Origin of the sequence: Arthrobacter sp. H41 (assembly GCF_000520535.1) — a bacterium.
Taxonomy (GTDB): Bacteria; Actinomycetota; Actinomycetes; order Actinomycetales; family Micrococcaceae; genus Arthrobacter_D.
In genome coordinates this window covers 1,769-18,730 of the sequence record NZ_KI914778.1, presented here as the reverse complement: position 1 = coordinate 18,730, position 16,962 = coordinate 1,769, and the positions used below count along the sequence as shown (strand labels likewise).

The window sequence follows — 16,962 nt, the reverse complement described above, 5'->3', positions numbered from 1 at the left end:
GCCGGCGTCGTTCATCTCAACCTCAAGCCCGGCGACCTCGTCAAAGCCGACCAGGTGGTCGCCACCATCCACGTTCCGGATGCCCTGCCGGTGAATGGACCAGATATGTCAACCTCAACAGCTAAGGAAGTGCCTGCATCATGAATTTCGAACTCAGCGAGGAATACCAGGACCTGGTGGACACTGTCCGCGAGTTCGCGGATGAGGTGGTGGCCCCGGTCTCGGCACGCCACGATGAAGAACACAGCTTTCCCTACGAAGTGGTCAAGCAAATGGCCTCCATGGGGCTGTTCGGACTGCCGTTTCCGGAGGAATACGGTGGAATGGGCGGAGACTACTTCGCGCTGTGCCTCGCGCTCGAACAGCTGGCCCGCGTGGACCAGTCGGTCGCGATCACGCTGGAGGCGGGAGTGTCGCTCGGGGCGATGCCCGTGTACCGCTTCGGTACCGAAGCCCAGAAGCTTCAGTGGCTTCCGTCCCTGGCTGCAGGCACAGCGCTGGGTGCCTTCGGGCTCACCGAGTCCGAAGCGGGATCCGACGCCTCGGGCACCAAGACCACCGCGGTGCTCCAGGACGGCGGCGGTGGAAGTGAGTGGGTTCTCAACGGAACCAAGGAATTCATCACCAACTCAGGCACCGACATCACCTCCCTCGTCACGGTCACCGCTGTGACCGGGACATCGGAGCGCCCGGACGGAAGCGTCAGAAAGGAAATCTCGACGATCCTCGTTCCCTCGGACACTCCCGGATTCCGGGCGGAAAAGGCGTACAACAAGGTGGGCTGGAACGCCTCGGATACCCATCCCCTCACGCTCAAGGATGTCCGGGTGCCGGAGGCCAACCTGCTGGGCGTCCGGGGCCGCGGTTATGCCAACTTCCTCCAGATCCTCGACGAGGGCCGCATAGCGATTGCCGCCCTCGCAACGGGAGCGGCGCAGGGCTGTGTCGAGCAGTCGCTGAAGTATGCAAAGGAACGCCAGGCCTTCGGCAACAGCATCGGGACCTACCAGTCCATCCAGTTCAAGATCGCGCGTATGCAGGCCCGTGCCCACACCGCCCGGCTTGCCTACTACGACGCCGCATCGCGCATGCTTGCCGGCAAGCCGTTCAAGACCGAGGCATCCATCGCTAAGCTGGTCGCAGGTGAGGCGGCCATGGACAATGCGCGGGACGCGACGCAGATTTTCGGTGGATACGGCTTCATCAACGAATTCGCAGTGGCACGGCACTACCGAGACTCGAAGATCTTGGAAATCGGCGAAGGCACCACCGAGGTGCAACTGATGCTGATCGCCCGCGAACTGGGCTTGTAGGGCCGGTACAGCTGACGCAGAAGATTTACCCGAGCTAGAAGGAGAAGCAGTGATCAACAAAGTTGTTGACAGCGCGGCCGAGGCCGTTGCCGATATCCCGGACGGGGCGTCACTCGCCGTCGGAGGCTTTGGACTGTGCGGCGTTCCGGCTGCACTCATCGAAGCGCTCCACGAGCAGGGCACGTCAGGGCTCGAGACGATCAGCAACAACTGCGGGGTGGACGGCTGGGGACTGGGAGTGCTGCTCTCTGCGGGGCGCATCCGCCGGACCATCAGTTCCTACGTGGGTGAGAACAAGGAGTTCGCGCGGCAGTATCTGTCGGGGGAGCTCGAGGTGGAACTGACGCCCCAGGGGACACTTGCCGAGAAGCTGCGGGCGGGCGGCGCTGGAATCCCCGCGTTCTTCACGACGGCGGGGGTCGGCACCCAGGTGAGTGAGGGCGGGCTGCCCCAGAGGTACGACGAGGGCGGCAACGTGGTACTCGCCTCCCGGCCGAAGGAAGTCCGGAACTTCGACGGCGTCGACTATGTCCTTGAGGAATCGGTGACCCCCGATTTCGCGCTGGTGCACGCGTGGAAGGGTGACCGCCATGGCAACCTCGTCTTTCACGCGACGGCCATGAACTTCAACCCGCTGTGTGCGCAGGCCGGCAGGGTGACGATTGCGGAAGTGGAGGAATTGGTGGAGCCGGGGGAGCTAGATCCCGAGCACGTCCACATTCCGGGAATCTTTGTCCAGCGGGTGGTGCTGGCGCCGTCGATCGAGAAGCGGATTGAAAAGCGTACTGTGGCGCTGTCGGCCGCGGACGGTGCGTCCACTTCGGAAGCCTCGGCCTCCGGGCGTACGTCCACTTCAACCGAATCAACTCTCGCTGCGAAGGCGGTCTAGATCATGGCACTTACGCGGAATGAACTTGCGGCACGCGTAGCGCGCGAGCTGGAGAACGGCCAGTACGTCAACCTCGGCATCGGGATGCCGACCCTGATTCCCAACTTCATCGCCGACTCCGTGGAGGTGGTGCTCCACTCCGAGAACGGGATCCTCGGCGTCGGACCGTACCCCACTGAGGACCAGCTCGACCCGGACCTGATCAACGCCGGCAAGGAAACCGTCACCGCGAACAAGGGGGCCTCCTACTTCGACTCGGCAGCATCCTTCGGGATGATTCGTGGCGGACACGTGGACGTCGCGGTGCTCGGAGCCATGGAGGTCGCTGCCAACGGCGATCTGGCCAACTGGATGATTCCGGGCAAAATGGTGAAGGGCATGGGCGGGGCCATGGACCTGGTGTTCGGGGCGAAGCGCGTGATCGTCATGATGGAACACGCTGATCGGTCGGGGAAGCCCAAAATCGTGGAGCGGTGCTCACTGCCACTGACGGGCAAGGGGTGTGTTGACAGGATCATCACCGACCTCGCGGTCATCGACGTCGATTCCTCGCGCGACGGCGGCGTGTTGATCCTCCGGGAGACGGCACCGGGCGTGAGCGTTGAGGAAGTTCTCGCCGCAACGGGGGCGCGGCTCGAGGTGCAGCTTGACGGGCAGTCCGATGCACAGCTCGAGGTGAAGCTTGGTTCCTGAGGAGGCGGGTGCAGTGCCAGGCGGACCGGGTGAGCGGGCAGCAGGCACGGCTGCACAGGCTGCACGGCGTTCACAGTCCTTCTCCGAAACTTCGGGTTCAATCGACGGACCTGCGCGGTCCTCCGACGGCCCTGCAGGTTTCCGCGACGGCCCTGGTCGGCCGGTCATTGAACAGCGTGGCAGATACTTCGGTGAGCTCGAGGCCGGAACGGTCTATGCGCATCGACCGGGCAGGACGCTGACCGAAGCCGACAACGTTCTGTTCACCACGCTGACCATGAACACGCAGGCCCTTCACCTCGACGCCGCTTGGGCGTCCAGACAGCCATTCGGCCAGCGGCTGATCAACTCGATGATGACGCTCGCCGTTCTGGTGGGGCAGTCGGTGTCACAGCTGACGCAGGGGACGATCGTGGCGCAACTCGGCCTGACCGACGTCGCTTTTCCTCAGCCGCTGTTCCACGGCGACACTTTGTACACCGAAACAGAGATCCTCGAGGTCCGTGCCTCGGCGTCGAGACCGGGCCAGGGTGTCGTGAAGATGATGCATATCGGCCGGAACCAGCACGGCGACGTCGTTGCGCGGGCAAGCCGGACGGTGCTCATGTGGTCGAAGGAGGGCCATGCGGCCCAGGAGAAAGAGCCAACTGATGCATGAATTCCTGCTGGGACCTTCCCTGCTGTTCTGTCCCGGGGATCGGCCGGAGCGCTTCAGCAAGGCTGAGCAGCGGGCCGACTCCGTCATCATCGATCTCGAGGACGCCGTCGCGCCTGTGCAGAAAGCTGCGGCGCGAGCAGCGCTCGTGGCCAGCAGTCTCGATCCGGCCCAAACTGTGGTTCGGATCAACCCGGCGGGCAGTCCCGATTTCGTTGCCGATTGCGACGCCGTGAACCGTACCCGCTACCGGACAGTGATGCTCGCCAAGGTGGAGTCACCGTACGACGTGCAGCAGGTGGTAGCCCAAATTGACGGGTGTTCGGTGATCGCGCTCTGTGAAACTGCAGCAGGCGTGGTCAATGCTGTTGATATTGCCCGTGAGCGCGGTGTGCTCGGGCTGATGTGGGGGGCAGAGGACCTGGTTGCTTCCCTGGGCGGTACCTCGAGCCGGGATGAGGCCGGTGGGTACCGTGCCGTTGCCATGCATGCGCGATCGCAGGTGCTCCTCGCCGCCGGTGCGGCCGGAATTGGATCGATTGATGCTGTCTATGTCGCCATCGGTGACCTCGCCGGCCTCGCCAACGAGGCTGACGATGCCGCAGCGTCAGGATTCAGCGCGAAGGCGTGTATCCATCCGAGCCAGGCCGATGTGGTCCGGAGGGCCTATGCCCCGAGTGACGTCGATGCTGAATATGCCCGCGAACTTCTGCAGGAGGCCGAAAGCCAGGGTGGTGTATTCCAGTTCCGGGGCCGGATGATCGACGAGCCGATACTGCGGCATGCGCGGCGGATGGTGGAGCGGGTCGAAAAATAGCATTGTCGACCGGTGATGCGGTGATGCGGTGATGCGGTGATGCGGTGATGCGGTGAACCGGTGAACCGGTGGCCGGGACAGGCGCCGACCAGGTTGGCTACGGGCCGGGCGAACCGCAGAAGCGTTCCGAGCAGGTCCCTTCCTAGAACGGCGCGGGATCGGCAGCGAGTGCTTCGGCCGCATCCTTGCTCGCGCCTTTCACCGGACTGTTTGGCGGAACCGGACTGTTCAGCGGAGTGGTCGTCAAGGGTGCCGTTGCACCATGCTTCAGTGAATGGGCGGGGTACGTGACATAGGTGCGGTGGGCCGGTGACGTCCAGGAGAGAACGCCCGACGCATTGTCGGTGAGGTTCCATGAGGTGATGGACTTGAACCGGTGGTGTTTGGCGCACAAAGAGGACAGGTTCCGGTGGTCCGTGGCGCCACCCTGTGACCAGGGAACACTGTGATCCACTTCGCAACGCGGAGCGGCGCGGCTGCAACCGGGGAATCTGCAGGTCTCGTCGCGGAAACGTACCCAGCGCCTGAGGAGCGTGGACGGTAGCCGCGCGTTCCGTCCCATGGCCAGCACATTCTGGTTCTTGTCCACGAGCAGGGGAATGAAGTGCTTGCTGACAGCGGTAAGTTCCCTCGCAGAGACCGGGCTGATAGGGCCGTAGCCTTCCAACTGCGCGGGGTTCTCGGCGAGTCCCAGGAGAGTCTGCACGTCCATCGTCACGAGGACGTCAGTGGTCGCGATCTTCTGACCGGACGGCAGCGGAGGCACGTCCGAAACTCCCTCCGAGCGGGATTCGCAACCCGCCTGGGCTTTTGGTTCAAAGCCGGTCAGCAGATCCACCAGGACGTCAGCCCGCAACTGGGTGAGGGTGCGCGGTTCATCAGGGCCCTGCACCGACTTCGCCAGACCTGTCACCATCCCGAAGACTCCGAGAGCCGTTTCAGCGGGAAGGAAGGCCGAGAGCCAACACATCCCGTCCTTCTCAGGAGCCAGCTCGACGCGACGGTCGGCAGCAGCCTTTCCCTGGCGCACCACAATCGATTCCGGATGGTGCCGCTCCCGTTCACGCCGGCCGAGCCGCGCGAGCTGGGCCCGCGTTCGTCCTGGTGCTGCGGCCAGTAGACAGTCCTCGAAGTCCTTGCGTGCCGAAGGCACAATGCCGTCCGCTTGTTCGAGGATCGCCGAGGCATGGTGATAGGTGATGACACCGTTGCGCAGGGCCAGAAAGGTACCGGGAAAGTCCCCGCAGAGTGCATGGCTCTCGCGGAGAAGAGTCAGGGCGGTGCGCTCCGAAAGCGAGAGGGCACATGCAATCTCGGTAGCAGTGAGGCTTTCGGCCAGTTCCTCGTCGGCCCGCCTCAGTCGACGCAGGTAGGCTGTATCGCACATCCGCACCCCTGGCCCTGACTCATCAGGTATTACCTCACCCGCCGCACCACCTGATGGTTCCGTGAACGGGCCGGCAGCAGCGCCCGCCACCGGATCCTCCGATGAGGTCGATGATCCGGATTCCGGCCGACCGCGCTGTTCCGCCTTCGCCGCGAGACCGTTGTGCCGCATCTCCTCCTGGAAGCGCTCCTCCAGCAGATGCATGACCTCGGCCTGTCCGGCCTGCGCCCACGCGACCAGGGTGCCGAGTCTGGCCAACGCGGCGGTCAGGCTCGGGGCATCGAGGGATTCGACGGAGAGGAGTGCGATGGCCCCGCTCAGCCCGGGCTTCACCTCGGGAGTGGACGCACCGGAGGAGTCGGGTATCGGCTCTCCTGCTCGACTTGTCATACAGACACCCTTTCACCTGCCACTGACATTTTTTCCTCAATTTGTGGGCCAGGGAGGAAGTTGATCGTGCGGTGAGGGACGTTTCCCCCGGCAGAGGCGGCACCGCCCAGCGACACTGCGCAGGAGCCGCGATTCAGGACCAACAGCCACAACTCCTCGCCAGCAGTTCCATCCCGCCCCACAGTGCGTTTCTGCCCCCGCAACCGGTGCGGGATACTTGGGCCATGGACTTCAGCGCTCCTTCCCGAGAGCACCGCCGCGTCGTCATCCTCGGGTCCACCGGCTCCATCGGTACCCAGGCACTCGACGTCATCGCGCAGGCGCCCCACCGGTTCAGCGTCGTGGCCCTTGCCTCCGGTGGCGGGAACCTCCACCTGCTCGCCAAGCAGGCCGTGTCTAGCCGTGCTGCGGCAGTCGGCGCCGCCACCGGCACTGAAACGGACCTCGAGCAGGCGATTGCGACGGCGGCCGACGACGCCGGCGTCCGGGGCTACGCGCCCACTGTCCTTACCGGGCCAGACGCCGCGTCACGTCTCGCCGCATGGCCGGACGCCGACGTCGTACTCAACGGCATCACCGGTTCGATCGGACTGGCGCCGACACTGGCCGCCCTCGACGCCGGGCACCTGCTCGCCCTGGCCAACAAGGAATCCCTCATCGCCGGCGGGGAACTGGTACGCAAGGCAGCAGCACCCGGTCAGCTGGTGCCGGTGGATTCCGAGCACTCCGCGCTCGCGCAGGCGCTGCGGTCGGGCAGCGCAGACGAGGTGGACCGACTCGTGCTCACCGCATCGGGCGGCCCCTTCCGGGGAATGGCACGGGAGGAACTGGTGAACGTGACCTCCGCCCAGGCACTTGCCCATCCCACCTGGGCGATGGGCAGGGTGGTCACCACCAACTCGGCAACGATGGTCAACAAGGCCCTCGAAGTCATCGAGGCGCACCTGTTGTTCGACATCCCGCTGAATCGCATCGATGTCGTCGTCCACCCGCAGTCCGTGGTGCACTCGATGGTGCAGTTCATCGACGGATCCACGATCGCCCAGGCATCGCCGCCGGACATGCGGCTACCGATCGCACTCGGAATCGGCTGGCCCTTCCGGGTGCCGGGTTCGGCCGCACCCTGCGACTGGTCGACCGCGTCGTCCTGGACCTTCGAACCGCTCGATGAGGACGCCTTCCCCGCCATCCGGCTGGCGAAGGCCGCGGCGTTGAGCGGCGGCACCGCCATGGCGGTGTACAACGCCGCCAATGAGGAGGCCGTGGAGGCTTTTCACAGCGGAATCATCAAATTCAATGACATCGTCGACACCGTCGCCGCAGTGGTCGAGGAGCTGGCCGGCAGCCCAGCCGGACTCCAGCCGGGCACGCCGACGCTGCACGGCCAGCCGGGCACGCCGACACTGCACGACGTACTCGACGCCGAACAGCGGGCACGCGCCTCGGCACGACTTCGTTGTGGACTGCAGGAACACCCGCTGGATACGTACGCCGAATAGAAGGAACCGCTTTGACCATTCTGCTTTTTGTCGGAGGGGTATTCTTCGTCGCCGTGGGTATCGCGGCGTCGATAGCGCTCCACGAGGTAGGCCACCTCCTGCCCGCCAAACTGTTCAAGGTGCGCGTGACGCAGTACATGGTGGGTTTCGGCCCCACGTTCTTCTCCCGTAGGAAGGGCGAGACGGAGTATGGCCTGAAAGCGATTCCGCTGGGCGGGTACGTCTCCATGGTCGGCATGTTCCCTCCCGCGAGAACGGGCGACGACGGCGCGGTGCGGCAGTCCAGCACCGGCATGTTCCAGCAGCTCACCAATGACGCACGCCGGGCCGCCGCCGAGCAGCTCCGGCCGGGCGATGAGAACCGGGTGTTCTATAAGCTGCCGATCCATAAGCGGATCATCATCATGCTGGGCGGACCGCTCATGAACCTGCTCATCGGGATCGTGCTGTTCGCGGTGCTGATCATGGGGTTCGGTTCGGCGCAGGCAACCACCACGGTCTCCGAAGTCTATAAGTGCGTTGTCCCGGCGAGCCAGCAGGCTGAGACCGGGCAGACGGACTGCTCCGAGGGCGATCCCGCCGCGCCTGCTTTCGAGGCCGGACTCCAGCCGGGTGACCGCGTCACCTCCTTCGACGGCAGGGAAGTCACCAGTTGGGAGGAGCTGTCCAGCTGGATCCGGGAAGCCGCAGGACGTGAGGTTTCGATCACCTACGAGCGGAACGGATCCTCGGTTGAGTCCACCATCACGCCGCTCCTGACCGAGCGGCCGGTCGCAGGGGACGACGGCGCCGCGCAGCTTGACGCCGACGGCAACCAGGTGACTCAGGAGGTGGGGTTCATCGGAGTCGGATCCACCCAGGAGTTGGTTCCGCAGCCCGCCGGCGAGGTGATGCCGGCGGTGTGGGACTCCCTGGTGAGGGTCGCGGGTGTAGTGGTGAACCTGCCGCAGCGTGTGGTGGAGGTGGGGCAGGCTGCCTTCTCGGATGCTCCCCGCGACCCTGAAGGGCCCATCAGCGTAGTAGGCGTGGGCCGCATCGCCGGTGAGGTGTCCGCGATGGAGGAAGTGCCGTTCGATGCCCGGGTGGCAACCCTGGTGGGGCTCGTGGGCGGCGTGAACCTGGCGCTGTTCGTCTTCAACCTGATCCCCCTTCTTCCCCTGGACGGAGGCCACATTGCCGGCGCCCTCTGGGAGGGGCTTCGCCGCACCGTGGCGCGCGTCTTCAGGCGCCCGGATCCCGGCCCGTTCGATATGGCCAAGCTGCTTCCCCTTACCTATGCGGTGGCGGTGCTGCTGCTCGGGATGGGTGTCCTGCTGATCTATGCGGACATCGTCAAACCGGTGGACCTGTTCGGCTAGTTGAATTCAAGAACTAAAGCTGAATTGGTTGAAATTTAGTTATCAGCCGTTTACGGTTGATGAATGTTCGCTCTCACTATCGACCAGGCCGCGAGCCGACGTAACCCCGACCTCGTTCCGGAACTCCTGCGGCTCCTGCGACACGTGCCCGCTACTGTGGGCTTCGAACGCTCGGTCGGAGACGAGGCGCAGGGCGTCCTCGAATCTCCCGACGCCGTCGTGGAGGCCGTCCTGCTCTGTCTGCGGCAGGGGCACTGGTACGTCGGCGTCGGCATCGGTGATATCGAGCGGCCGTATCCCGTGAGTCCCCGGGAGGCGCGGGGCAGCGCCTTCGTGGCGGCCCGCACTGCCGTCGAGCGGGCGAAGAAGACGGGGGAACGCGCGCCCGTGGCCGTCGAGGGGCCCCCTGGGTCGGCTGAAGCCGAGGCCGTCCTTGCCCTGCTGGGACGCTCCGTCCTGAACCGCTCGACGGCGGAGTGGCGCATCCTCGACCGGCTGGAACCCGGCAGACGTGGAAGCCAGACCGCCGTCGCCAGGGAGCTCGGCATCACGCCCCAGGCCGTCAGCAAGGCCGTTGCGCGTTCCGCGTGGGTGGAGGAATGGGCTGCGAGGCCGGCAGCCGCACTACTGTTGTCCTGGGCCGACTCACCGCCGGCCGACTCACCGCCGGCTGGCCGAGAACCAGCACCGCGCCAGGAGGATTGATGGAACCGCTCTGGATCATCCTCACCCTCGTCGTCGCAGGGGGAGCCGGGTGGCCGGTCACCACCTTCGTCCTCCGTCTTGCGCGCACCGTCGACGCCCAGCAGGCACTCCGTGAGGAACCGCTCGATCCAGCCGACCAACCCCAGCGCGAATTCCCCGTTCCCGATCCGGAGGACGTCGCCCGGCTGGTGCCGCCCCTGCCCGCCGGTGTCCTGCGGGGCGGTCTGGTGATCGGTGTCCTCGAACGGCTCGCCGTCGCTACCGCCGTCCTAACGGGTGAGCCGGTGGCGATTGCCTACGTGGTGGCCATCAAGGGCCTTGGGCGCTACGCCGAGTTGAAGGAGACTCCCGCCGCGGCGGAACGTTTTATCATCGGCACCCTTACCTCAATGCTCTGGGGGGCGGGCACGGCCATTGTGGCGACAACTTACCTGCTCTGATCACGTAGGCTGGCCCCATGAGTGTTTTCGCAGTTGAATACGTGTACAGCCCCGACCAGAACGATGTGCGGGAGGAGCACCGCCCCTCGCACCGCGAATGGCTGGGAACCCTTGTGGAGCAGGGCAGGGTCCTTGCCTCAGGACCGTTCAGCGATGGAACGGGAGCGCTCCTCATCTTCACTGCGGACACCGAGAATGATCTCCACTCCCTGGTCAGCCAGGACCCTTTCGCCCGCGCCGGTGTCATCTCGGCCGTCAAGACCACCGAGTGGAAGCCCGTTATGGGAGCTTTCAACCACCTCGTGTAACCCCTGGCCTGCTGGTGGATAATGAAAAAGAGTAGATGTACTGACGTGCGGCATGCGCCGCCACCATGGAGGATGCTTTGACTTCGGTCAACCTAGGAATGCCTGCCGCACCGCCACCCGTGCTCGCACCACGGCGCAAGACCCGCCAGATCAAGGTCGGCTCGGTGGGAGTCGGATCCGACTTCCCCGTCAGCATCCAGTCGATGACCACCACGCCCACCACCGACATCAACGCGACCCTCCAGCAGATCGCCGAACTCACGGCCACCGGCTGCGATATCGTGCGGGTGGCATGCCCCTCGGCCGATGACGCGGCGGCCCTCCCGATCATCGCGAAGAAGTCGCAGATCCCGGTGATCGCCGATATCCACTTCCAGCCCAAATATGTCTACGCGGCGATCGACGCCGGATGTGCAGCCGTCCGCGTCAACCCGGGGAACATCCGCAAGTTCGACGACCAGGTCAAGCAGATCGCCGCAGCGGCAAAGGCTGCGGGAACCTCGATCCGGATCGGCGTCAACGCCGGTTCACTCGACCCGCGGCTCATGGAGAAGTATGGCAAAGCCACCCCGGAAGCCCTGGTCGAATCCGCCGTCTGGGAAGCCTCACTGTTCGAGGAGCATGACTTCCACGATTTCAAGATCTCGGTCAAGCACAACGACCCCGTGATCATGGTGCGGGCCTACGAACTGCTCGCCGAGCGGGGCGACTGGCCCCTTCACCTCGGCGTGACAGAAGCCGGTCCGGCCTTCCAGGGCACCATCAAATCGGCCACCGCGTTCGGTGCTCTCCTGTCAAAGGGAATCGGCGACACGATTCGCGTTTCCCTCTCGGCACCGCCGGTCGAGGAGATCAAGGTCGGCAACCAGATCCTCCAGTCATTGAACCTGCGCCCACGCAAGCTCGAGATCGTGTCCTGCCCGTCCTGCGGCCGCGCCCAGGTCGACGTGTACACCCTCGCCGAAGAGGTCACCGCCGGCCTTGAAGGGATGGAGGTCCCCCTGCGCGTCGCAGTGATGGGCTGTGTGGTCAACGGCCCCGGTGAAGCGAGGGAAGCCGACCTCGGTGTCGCGTCCGGCAACGGCAAGGGGCAGATTTTCGTCCGGGGGGAAGTCATCAAGACTGTTCCTGAGGATCAGATCGTCGAGACACTCATCGAAGAAGCAATGAGGCTCGCAGAGGAGATGGGGGAGGCCGATGGCGAAGCTGCTGGCTCGGGTGGCCCCATGGTTACCGTTAGCTAAAGCGCCCGCGGATCTCCCCGGGCGGTGGACCTTCCGCGTGCTCGGCAAGGACGATACCGCCGCGCTGTGGGCACTGGTCAACCGGGACGCCGTCGCCAATGTCTTCGTGGCGGCCCACCTCGAGACCATGGGCAGTGCCGCCGCCTCCTTCTCCGGGGGAGAGATCGTCGGCATGTTCGACAGCCACAGCACCGGCGGTGTCAGTTCCGACAGTGACGGTTCCGGCGGTGACGGTTCCGACAGTCACAGCACCGGCGGTGTCAATTCCGACAGTGACGGTTCCGGCGGCGAGTTGGTGGCCGCGTGCTGGGCGGGCGTCAATCTGGTGCCCGTCGGGGTGAACGAGGAAACAGCTCCTGTCTTCGGTCATCACCTGGGGCGTGCAGGCAGGACGTTCTCCTCGATCTTCGGTCCCTCGGCCGGGGTAATGGGCATCTGGTCCACCTTCGAGGACTACAGCGCCGAGCCCTTCGATGTCCGGCCCAACCAGCCGCTGCTCACCATCGACACCGAGCCGCTTCTTGCGCCGGCAGCCGATCTCCGCTTCACTCGACCGGGCGAACTGGACGCCCTGCTGCCGGCCTGTGCTGCGATGTTCGAGGAGGAGGTCGGCTATTCGCCCTACATCGGCGGGTCCGAGCACTACCGGCGCCGGGTCGCCTCACTGATCACGCGCAAGCACTCGCTTGCAGCGTTCGACGACGACGGCTCGGTGATCTTCAAGGCCGAGCTGGGCACTGTGTCCTCGCAGGCCGTCCAGGTACAAGGCGTCTGGCTGGATCCCGACCGGCGGGGGCAGGGCCTGAGCGCCGGCTACATGGCCGGCGTCGTGGCTGCCGCGAGGTCCCTCGCCCCGACCGTGAGCCTGTACGTCAACTCCTACAACGCGAGGGCACTTGCCTCCTATCGGAGTGTGGGCTTCACGCAGGCCGGAACGTTCTCGACCGTCCTGTTCTAGAGGCACGTCCGGGTATGTCCCGGGGAGTACGCGCCGGGTCGTTCAGCGGGTCCGCCGCTATTCCGCGCTGGTGTTGCGGCATCCCGCGGCGGGGAATCCCGAAGCTCCGCCTGTCAGCCAGGCAACATCCGAACCGCTAGATTGGTAGATGTTGTTTCCTGCCCCTGCTTGTTTCCTGCCCCTGACGGGCAGGACGGTTCGAACGAAACGGATGCCCTGCGTGGTCTTACGACTCTCCACCCTGTTCCTGCGCACACTGCGCGAAGACCCCGCCGATGCAGAAGTGGCAAGCCACCGGCTCCTCGTCCGCGCCGGTTACATCCGCCGGGCGGCGCCGGGGATCTACAGCTGGCTCCCGTTGGGGCTCCGCGTCCTCGCAAAGGTGGAGGCGATCATCCGCGAGGAGATGGCTGCCATCGGCGCGCAGGAAGTGCATTTTCCGGCACTGCTGCCCAAGGAACCCTACGAAGCCACCAACCGCTGGACCGAATACGGCGACGGGATCTTCCGGCTCAAGGACCGCAAGGGCGCCGACTACCTCCTCGCACCCACCCATGAGGAGATGTTCACCCTCCTGGTCAAGGACCTTTACAACTCGTACAAGGACCTCCCCGTGAGCCTGTACCAGATCCAGAACAAGTACCGGGATGAGGCACGCCCCCGCGCGGGCCTGCTGCGGGGACGCGAGTTCATCATGAAGGACTCCTACTCCTTCGACGTCGACGACGACGGCCTCGAGACCAGCTACCAGCTCCACCGCACGGCGTACCTGCGCATCTTCGAGCGCCTCGGACTCGACGTGATTCCCGTCGCTGCGACGGCCGGCGCCATGGGCGGCTCCAAGAGCGAGGAATTCCTCCATCCCACGGAGATCGGCGAGGATACCTTCGTCCGCTCGGCGGGCGGCTACACGGCTAACGTCGAAGCCGTCACCACGGTGGTCCCTGCCGCGATCGACTACACCGGTTCGCCCGCCGCCGAGGTTCGCGACACACCGAACACGCCGACGATCGACACCCTGGTGGAGCGTGCCAATGCTGATGCTTCCCGTGAGGACCGGCAGTGGACGGCGGCCGACACCCTCAAGAACGTGGTGCTCGCCGCGGTCCTGCCGACGGGTGGCCGTGAACTCGTGGTGATCGGCCTGCCGGGAGACCGCACCGTGGACCTCAAGAGGATCGAGGCCAACATCGCCGGACACCTCGACGCCGGGGGAGAAGTCGCCGTCGAGCCGGCCAATGAGGACGACATTCGCAAGCACCCCGGCCTGGTCAAGGGGTACATCGGCCCCGGGATCTCGCTCAGCGCTCCGGTACTCGGCGCCGAGGGCTCCACCGGCATCCGTTACCTCGTCGACCCCCGCGTGGTGACGGGTACCAGCTGGATCACGGGCGCCAATGTCGCCGGCGCCCACGTCTTCGGTCTGGTGGCCGGACGCGACTTCGGCTGGGACGGAGTCATCGAGGCCGTCGAGGTGCGCGAGGGGGACGAGGCACCCGACGGATCCGGACCACTCATCGCCGCACGCGGGATCGAGATGGGCCACATCTTCCAGCTGGGACGCAAGTACGCGGAGGCACTGGGGCTGAAGGTGCTCGATCGGAACGGCAAGCTCGCCACCGTGACCATGGGTTCGTACGGAGTGGGAGTCACCCGCGCCATTGCCGCCCTCGCCGAGTCGAACCGCGACGAGAAGGGCATTATCTGGCCCCGCAATGTCGCTCCCGCCGACGTCCACCTGATCGCCACCGGCAAGGGGACCGAGGTGTTCGAGGCGGCTGAGGAGCTGGTGAAACAACTCGAGAATTCCGCCCTCGACGTGATGTACGACGACCGCCCGAAGGTCTCACCGGGGGTCAAGTTCGGTGACGCCGAGCTGATCGGCATTCCCACGATCGTCGTCGTCGGGCGGGGACTGGCGGACGGCGTGGTCGAGGTCAAGGACCGCCGCACCGGGGAGGCGCAGAACGTCCCTGTCGCAGAAGCTGCGGAGTTCATCCGCGCTCTCGTCCAGGGCTGAAGTCGGTGGCGTCGGGCCTCGAGGAGATCCAGCTTGCCACGATTCTCCTCGTGGTGGTCGCCGGATTCGCCGCAGGTTGGGTCGACGCCGTGGTGGGCGGCGGTGGGCTGCTGCAGCTGCCGGCCATGCTGCTGGTGCCCGGCATCACCCCGGTGGAGGCCCTGGCGACCAACAAGATGGGGTCGATCTTCGGCACGACCACCAGCGCAGTCACTTTCTATCGACGCGCGCATCCGGACCTCCGGACTGCCGTTCCCATGGCGCTGATCGCCCTTGCGGGGAGCTTCGCCGGGGCGATCGTCGCGTCCTCGTTGCCGGCGTCGGTCTTCAAGCCCATCATCGTCGTCGCGCTCATCGCCGTCGCCATCTTCACGGCGTTCCGGCCGACGGTGGGAACCCTGACCCGGCTGAAGTACACCGGCCACCGGCACCACGGCACGGCCGGGGCCATCGGGCTGGTCATCGGTTTCTACGACGGCCTCATCGGTCCGGGCACCGGGTCCTTCCTCATCATCGCGATGGTGACGATGCTCGGCTACAGTTTCCTCGGCGCAAGCGCGAAGGCGAAGATCGTGAACATGGCCACCAATTTCGGCGCGCTGATGTTCTTCCTTCCCTCCGGGGCGCTCCTGTGGGGGTTGGGACTCGTGCTGGGTGTCGCCAACATGGGAGGCGGCTACCTCGGTTCCCGCATGGCGATCTCCCAAGGAAGCCGCTTCATCCGCACCGTGTTCCTGTGCGTGGTGGGTGCGTTGATCCTCAAACTCGGCTACGACGTCTGGATCGAGAACATCCGTCCGGTCACGCAGTAGGAGGTTCCTGGCGGCCGGTCAGAAGCCCGCCAGCTCAGCCGCGGGCGGCAGTCCGGGCAGGGTGCGTCCCAGCAGGGAACTCGCCACCCAGAGGGACCGTTCGGCCTGATCCTTGCCGCCCTCTCCCAGGTAGTGCAGCGCATTGCGCACCTGGCGGACCACGCTCCAGTCGCGCGCGAGTTCCGGGTCCAGCCCCGCGGCGCCGGCCAGGGCAGTGCACCTGCGCCGCAGGTGCGCCGAGGGGTGCGCGGCATCCAGGTCAGGAATCCTGTTCTCCAGCATGGGCGCGACGCCGTATTCGGCGTCGCCGAGGACGGGCTTCGGATCGATCGCCTTCCATCCGCCGTCGTGCTGGAACGCCGCCTGCCCGGCATCCGAGCGAAGGATGTTGAAGTAGTGGAGGTCAGCGTGGACCAGCACATCGGCCTCCGCCCGCCGGCCCACGATGCCGCGCTGCTGGCAGGTGATCAGCGCGTGTTCCAACAGCCATCGCGGAAAGGGCCTGCCGAGCAACTCCCAGTCGGCGGGCAGGGTATCGGTCCACGTTTCGGCGTCCGCTGCGAGCAGCGGCACTGCAGCCCAGGAAGCCCGGTCATCCGGAACGAGGGCGAGGCGCCGCACGAGCGCACCCCACACTTCCGTGGTTTCCTCCAGCGGCACGGAGGCAAGTGAGGTGTTGCCGTCGAGCCGCTCCAGCAGCAGGACGTACGCCGAGCGGTCCGCCCGCAGTAGGCGCACCGCACCGTGGCCTTCCCACAGCTCGAGTGCGTCGGGCTCCGGCAGCGCCTCGTCGTGCGGCAGTGTGATCTTCAGGACGGCCTTGCGGCCCGAATGCTCGAGCACCGGAATGACGACGCCGCACTGCCCCGCCCACGGCTGTTCGCCGGGCGGGAGGTCGAGCGCGAGGTCCCACAGCGCGAGGTACCCGGTGAGGATGGAGCTCCAGTCCTCAAGCCACTTCCGTCCGCCGGGAAGCGTGAGCGCCGAGCGGATCAGTGCGGAAGGAAGCTCGAGGCCCGAGGAATCGATGGCTACACCACTCCTGTCGCGCCGAGCAGGTTGCCGATGAGGAAGGTTGCGAGGAGCGCGACGAACCCACCCACGACGACGCGCGCCGCCGCGCGGCGCTTCGGGCTGCCACCTATCCGGGCACCTACGCTTCCGGTGAGGGCGAGGGCCAGCAGTACTGCAACGAAGGTCACAGGGACCCGGGCTCCGGGGGGCGGCAGCAGGATGGCAAGGAGCGGGAGGATGCCGCCGACGGTGAAAGCGGCGGCCGACGCGAACGCGGCATGCCACGGGCTGACGACGTCGTCCTCGGTGATTCCCAGCTCCACATCGAGGTGGGCACCGAGGGCGTCGTTGCGGGTGAGCTCCACCGCCACGGTCATCGCCGTCTCGGCGCTCAGTCCCTTCGCCTCGTACAGGCCGGCGAGCTCCCGCAGTTCCTCCTCCGGCTCGTCCAGCAGTTCCT

Annotated in this window: 17 protein-coding genes; 14 read left to right on the top strand and 3 right to left on the bottom strand. The window is 65.8% G+C overall.

The genetic code is table 11. The annotated features are described in order from the left end of the window. The first annotated feature begins 137 nt into the window (after window positions 1-137). From Y705_RS0105165 to Y705_RS0105145, 5 genes are all read left to right on the top strand, one after another. A complete protein-coding gene (locus Y705_RS0105165; RefSeq protein WP_026532077.1) occupies window positions 138-1,313 on the top strand; it encodes an acyl-CoA dehydrogenase family protein in 1,176 nt (391 codons plus the stop codon). Window positions 1,314-1,362: 49 nt separating this feature from the next. Further along, window positions 1,363-2,202: a CoA transferase subunit A gene (locus tag Y705_RS0105160; protein ID WP_026532076.1), complete on the top strand. Its 840-nt coding sequence runs from the start codon at window positions 1,363-1,365 to the stop codon at window positions 2,200-2,202. Between the two features lie 3 nt (window positions 2,203-2,205). Further along, window positions 2,206-2,895, top strand: a complete 690-nt coding sequence (locus Y705_RS17605) for a CoA transferase subunit B (RefSeq protein WP_049822312.1) — start codon at window positions 2,206-2,208, stop codon at window positions 2,893-2,895. Window positions 2,896-3,061: 166 nt separating this feature from the next. After that, window positions 3,062-3,553, top strand: coding sequence for a MaoC family dehydratase (locus tag Y705_RS0105150; protein ID WP_049822331.1), 492 nt, complete (start codon window positions 3,062-3,064; stop codon window positions 3,551-3,553). Beyond that, a complete protein-coding gene (locus Y705_RS0105145; RefSeq protein WP_026532074.1) occupies window positions 3,546-4,367 on the top strand; it encodes an HpcH/HpaI aldolase/citrate lyase family protein in 822 nt (273 codons plus the stop codon). The genes Y705_RS0105150 and Y705_RS0105145 overlap by 8 nt, the downstream gene beginning before the upstream one ends. Window positions 4,368-4,509: 142 nt before the next feature. On the opposite strand, the gene Y705_RS17600 is transcribed toward Y705_RS0105145, so the two are convergent. Next, on the bottom strand, window positions 4,510-6,144 hold the full coding sequence (locus Y705_RS17600) for a DUF222 domain-containing protein (RefSeq protein WP_049822311.1): 1,635 nt from the start codon (window positions 6,142-6,144) through the stop codon (window positions 4,510-4,512). Between the two features lie 224 nt (window positions 6,145-6,368). Here Y705_RS17600 and dxr point away from each other — a divergent pair, with 224 nt between their 5' ends. The 9 genes from dxr to Y705_RS0105095 all read left to right on the top strand — a co-directional run bounded on the left by dxr (window position 6,369) and on the right by Y705_RS0105095 (window position 15,488). Further along, window positions 6,369-7,643, top strand: coding sequence for a 1-deoxy-D-xylulose-5-phosphate reductoisomerase (dxr, locus tag Y705_RS0105135; protein ID WP_026532073.1), 1,275 nt, complete (start codon window positions 6,369-6,371; stop codon window positions 7,641-7,643). Between the two features lie 11 nt (window positions 7,644-7,654). After that, complete coding sequence (locus Y705_RS0105130) at window positions 7,655-9,001, top strand: M50 family metallopeptidase (RefSeq protein ID WP_026532072.1); 1,347 nt, start codon at window positions 7,655-7,657, stop codon at window positions 8,999-9,001. Between the two features lie 63 nt (window positions 9,002-9,064). Then, a complete protein-coding gene (locus Y705_RS0105125; protein WP_026532071.1) occupies window positions 9,065-9,706 on the top strand; it encodes a MarR family transcriptional regulator in 642 nt (213 codons plus the stop codon). Next, window positions 9,706-10,146, top strand: a complete 441-nt coding sequence (locus Y705_RS0105120; RefSeq protein ID WP_026532070.1) for a hypothetical protein — start codon at window positions 9,706-9,708, stop codon at window positions 10,144-10,146. Before Y705_RS0105125 ends, Y705_RS0105120 begins: the two co-directional genes overlap by 1 nt. A 17-nt stretch (window positions 10,147-10,163) precedes the next feature. Beyond that, the gene (locus Y705_RS0105115) at window positions 10,164-10,454 is read left to right on the top strand and encodes a YciI family protein (RefSeq protein ID WP_026532069.1); all 291 of its coding nucleotides are present in this window, start codon (window positions 10,164-10,166) and stop codon (window positions 10,452-10,454) included. Between the two features lie 77 nt (window positions 10,455-10,531). Next, entirely contained in the window at window positions 10,532-11,698 is a 1,167-nt protein-coding gene (gene ispG / locus Y705_RS0105110) for a flavodoxin-dependent (E)-4-hydroxy-3-methylbut-2-enyl-diphosphate synthase (protein ID WP_026532068.1), read from the top strand. Continuing rightward, entirely contained in the window at window positions 11,652-12,656 is a 1,005-nt protein-coding gene (locus Y705_RS0105105) for a GNAT family N-acetyltransferase (protein WP_026532067.1), read from the top strand. The genes ispG and Y705_RS0105105 overlap by 47 nt, the downstream gene beginning before the upstream one ends. A gap of 220 nt (window positions 12,657-12,876) precedes the next feature. Beyond that, entirely contained in the window at window positions 12,877-14,676 is a 1,800-nt protein-coding gene (locus Y705_RS0105100; protein ID WP_026532066.1) for a proline--tRNA ligase, read from the top strand. 5 nt (window positions 14,677-14,681) lie between these two features. After that, window positions 14,682-15,488 carry a sulfite exporter TauE/SafE family protein gene (locus Y705_RS0105095; RefSeq protein ID WP_026532065.1) on the top strand — a complete coding sequence of 269 codons (807 nt, stop codon included), beginning with the start codon at window positions 14,682-14,684 and terminating at the stop codon, window positions 15,486-15,488. An 18-nt stretch (window positions 15,489-15,506) separates the two neighbouring features. Here Y705_RS0105095 and Y705_RS0105090 read toward each other — a convergent pair whose 3' ends face one another. Both Y705_RS0105090 and Y705_RS17595 read right to left on the bottom strand, forming a co-directional pair. Further along, a complete protein-coding gene (locus Y705_RS0105090) occupies window positions 15,507-16,481 on the bottom strand; it encodes an aminoglycoside phosphotransferase family protein (protein ID WP_275450800.1) in 975 nt (324 codons plus the stop codon). Between the two features lie 38 nt (window positions 16,482-16,519). Continuing rightward, a partial coding sequence (locus tag Y705_RS17595) for a VIT1/CCC1 transporter family protein (RefSeq protein WP_173401055.1) occupies window positions 16,520-16,962 on the bottom strand: 443 nt, incomplete at its 5' end.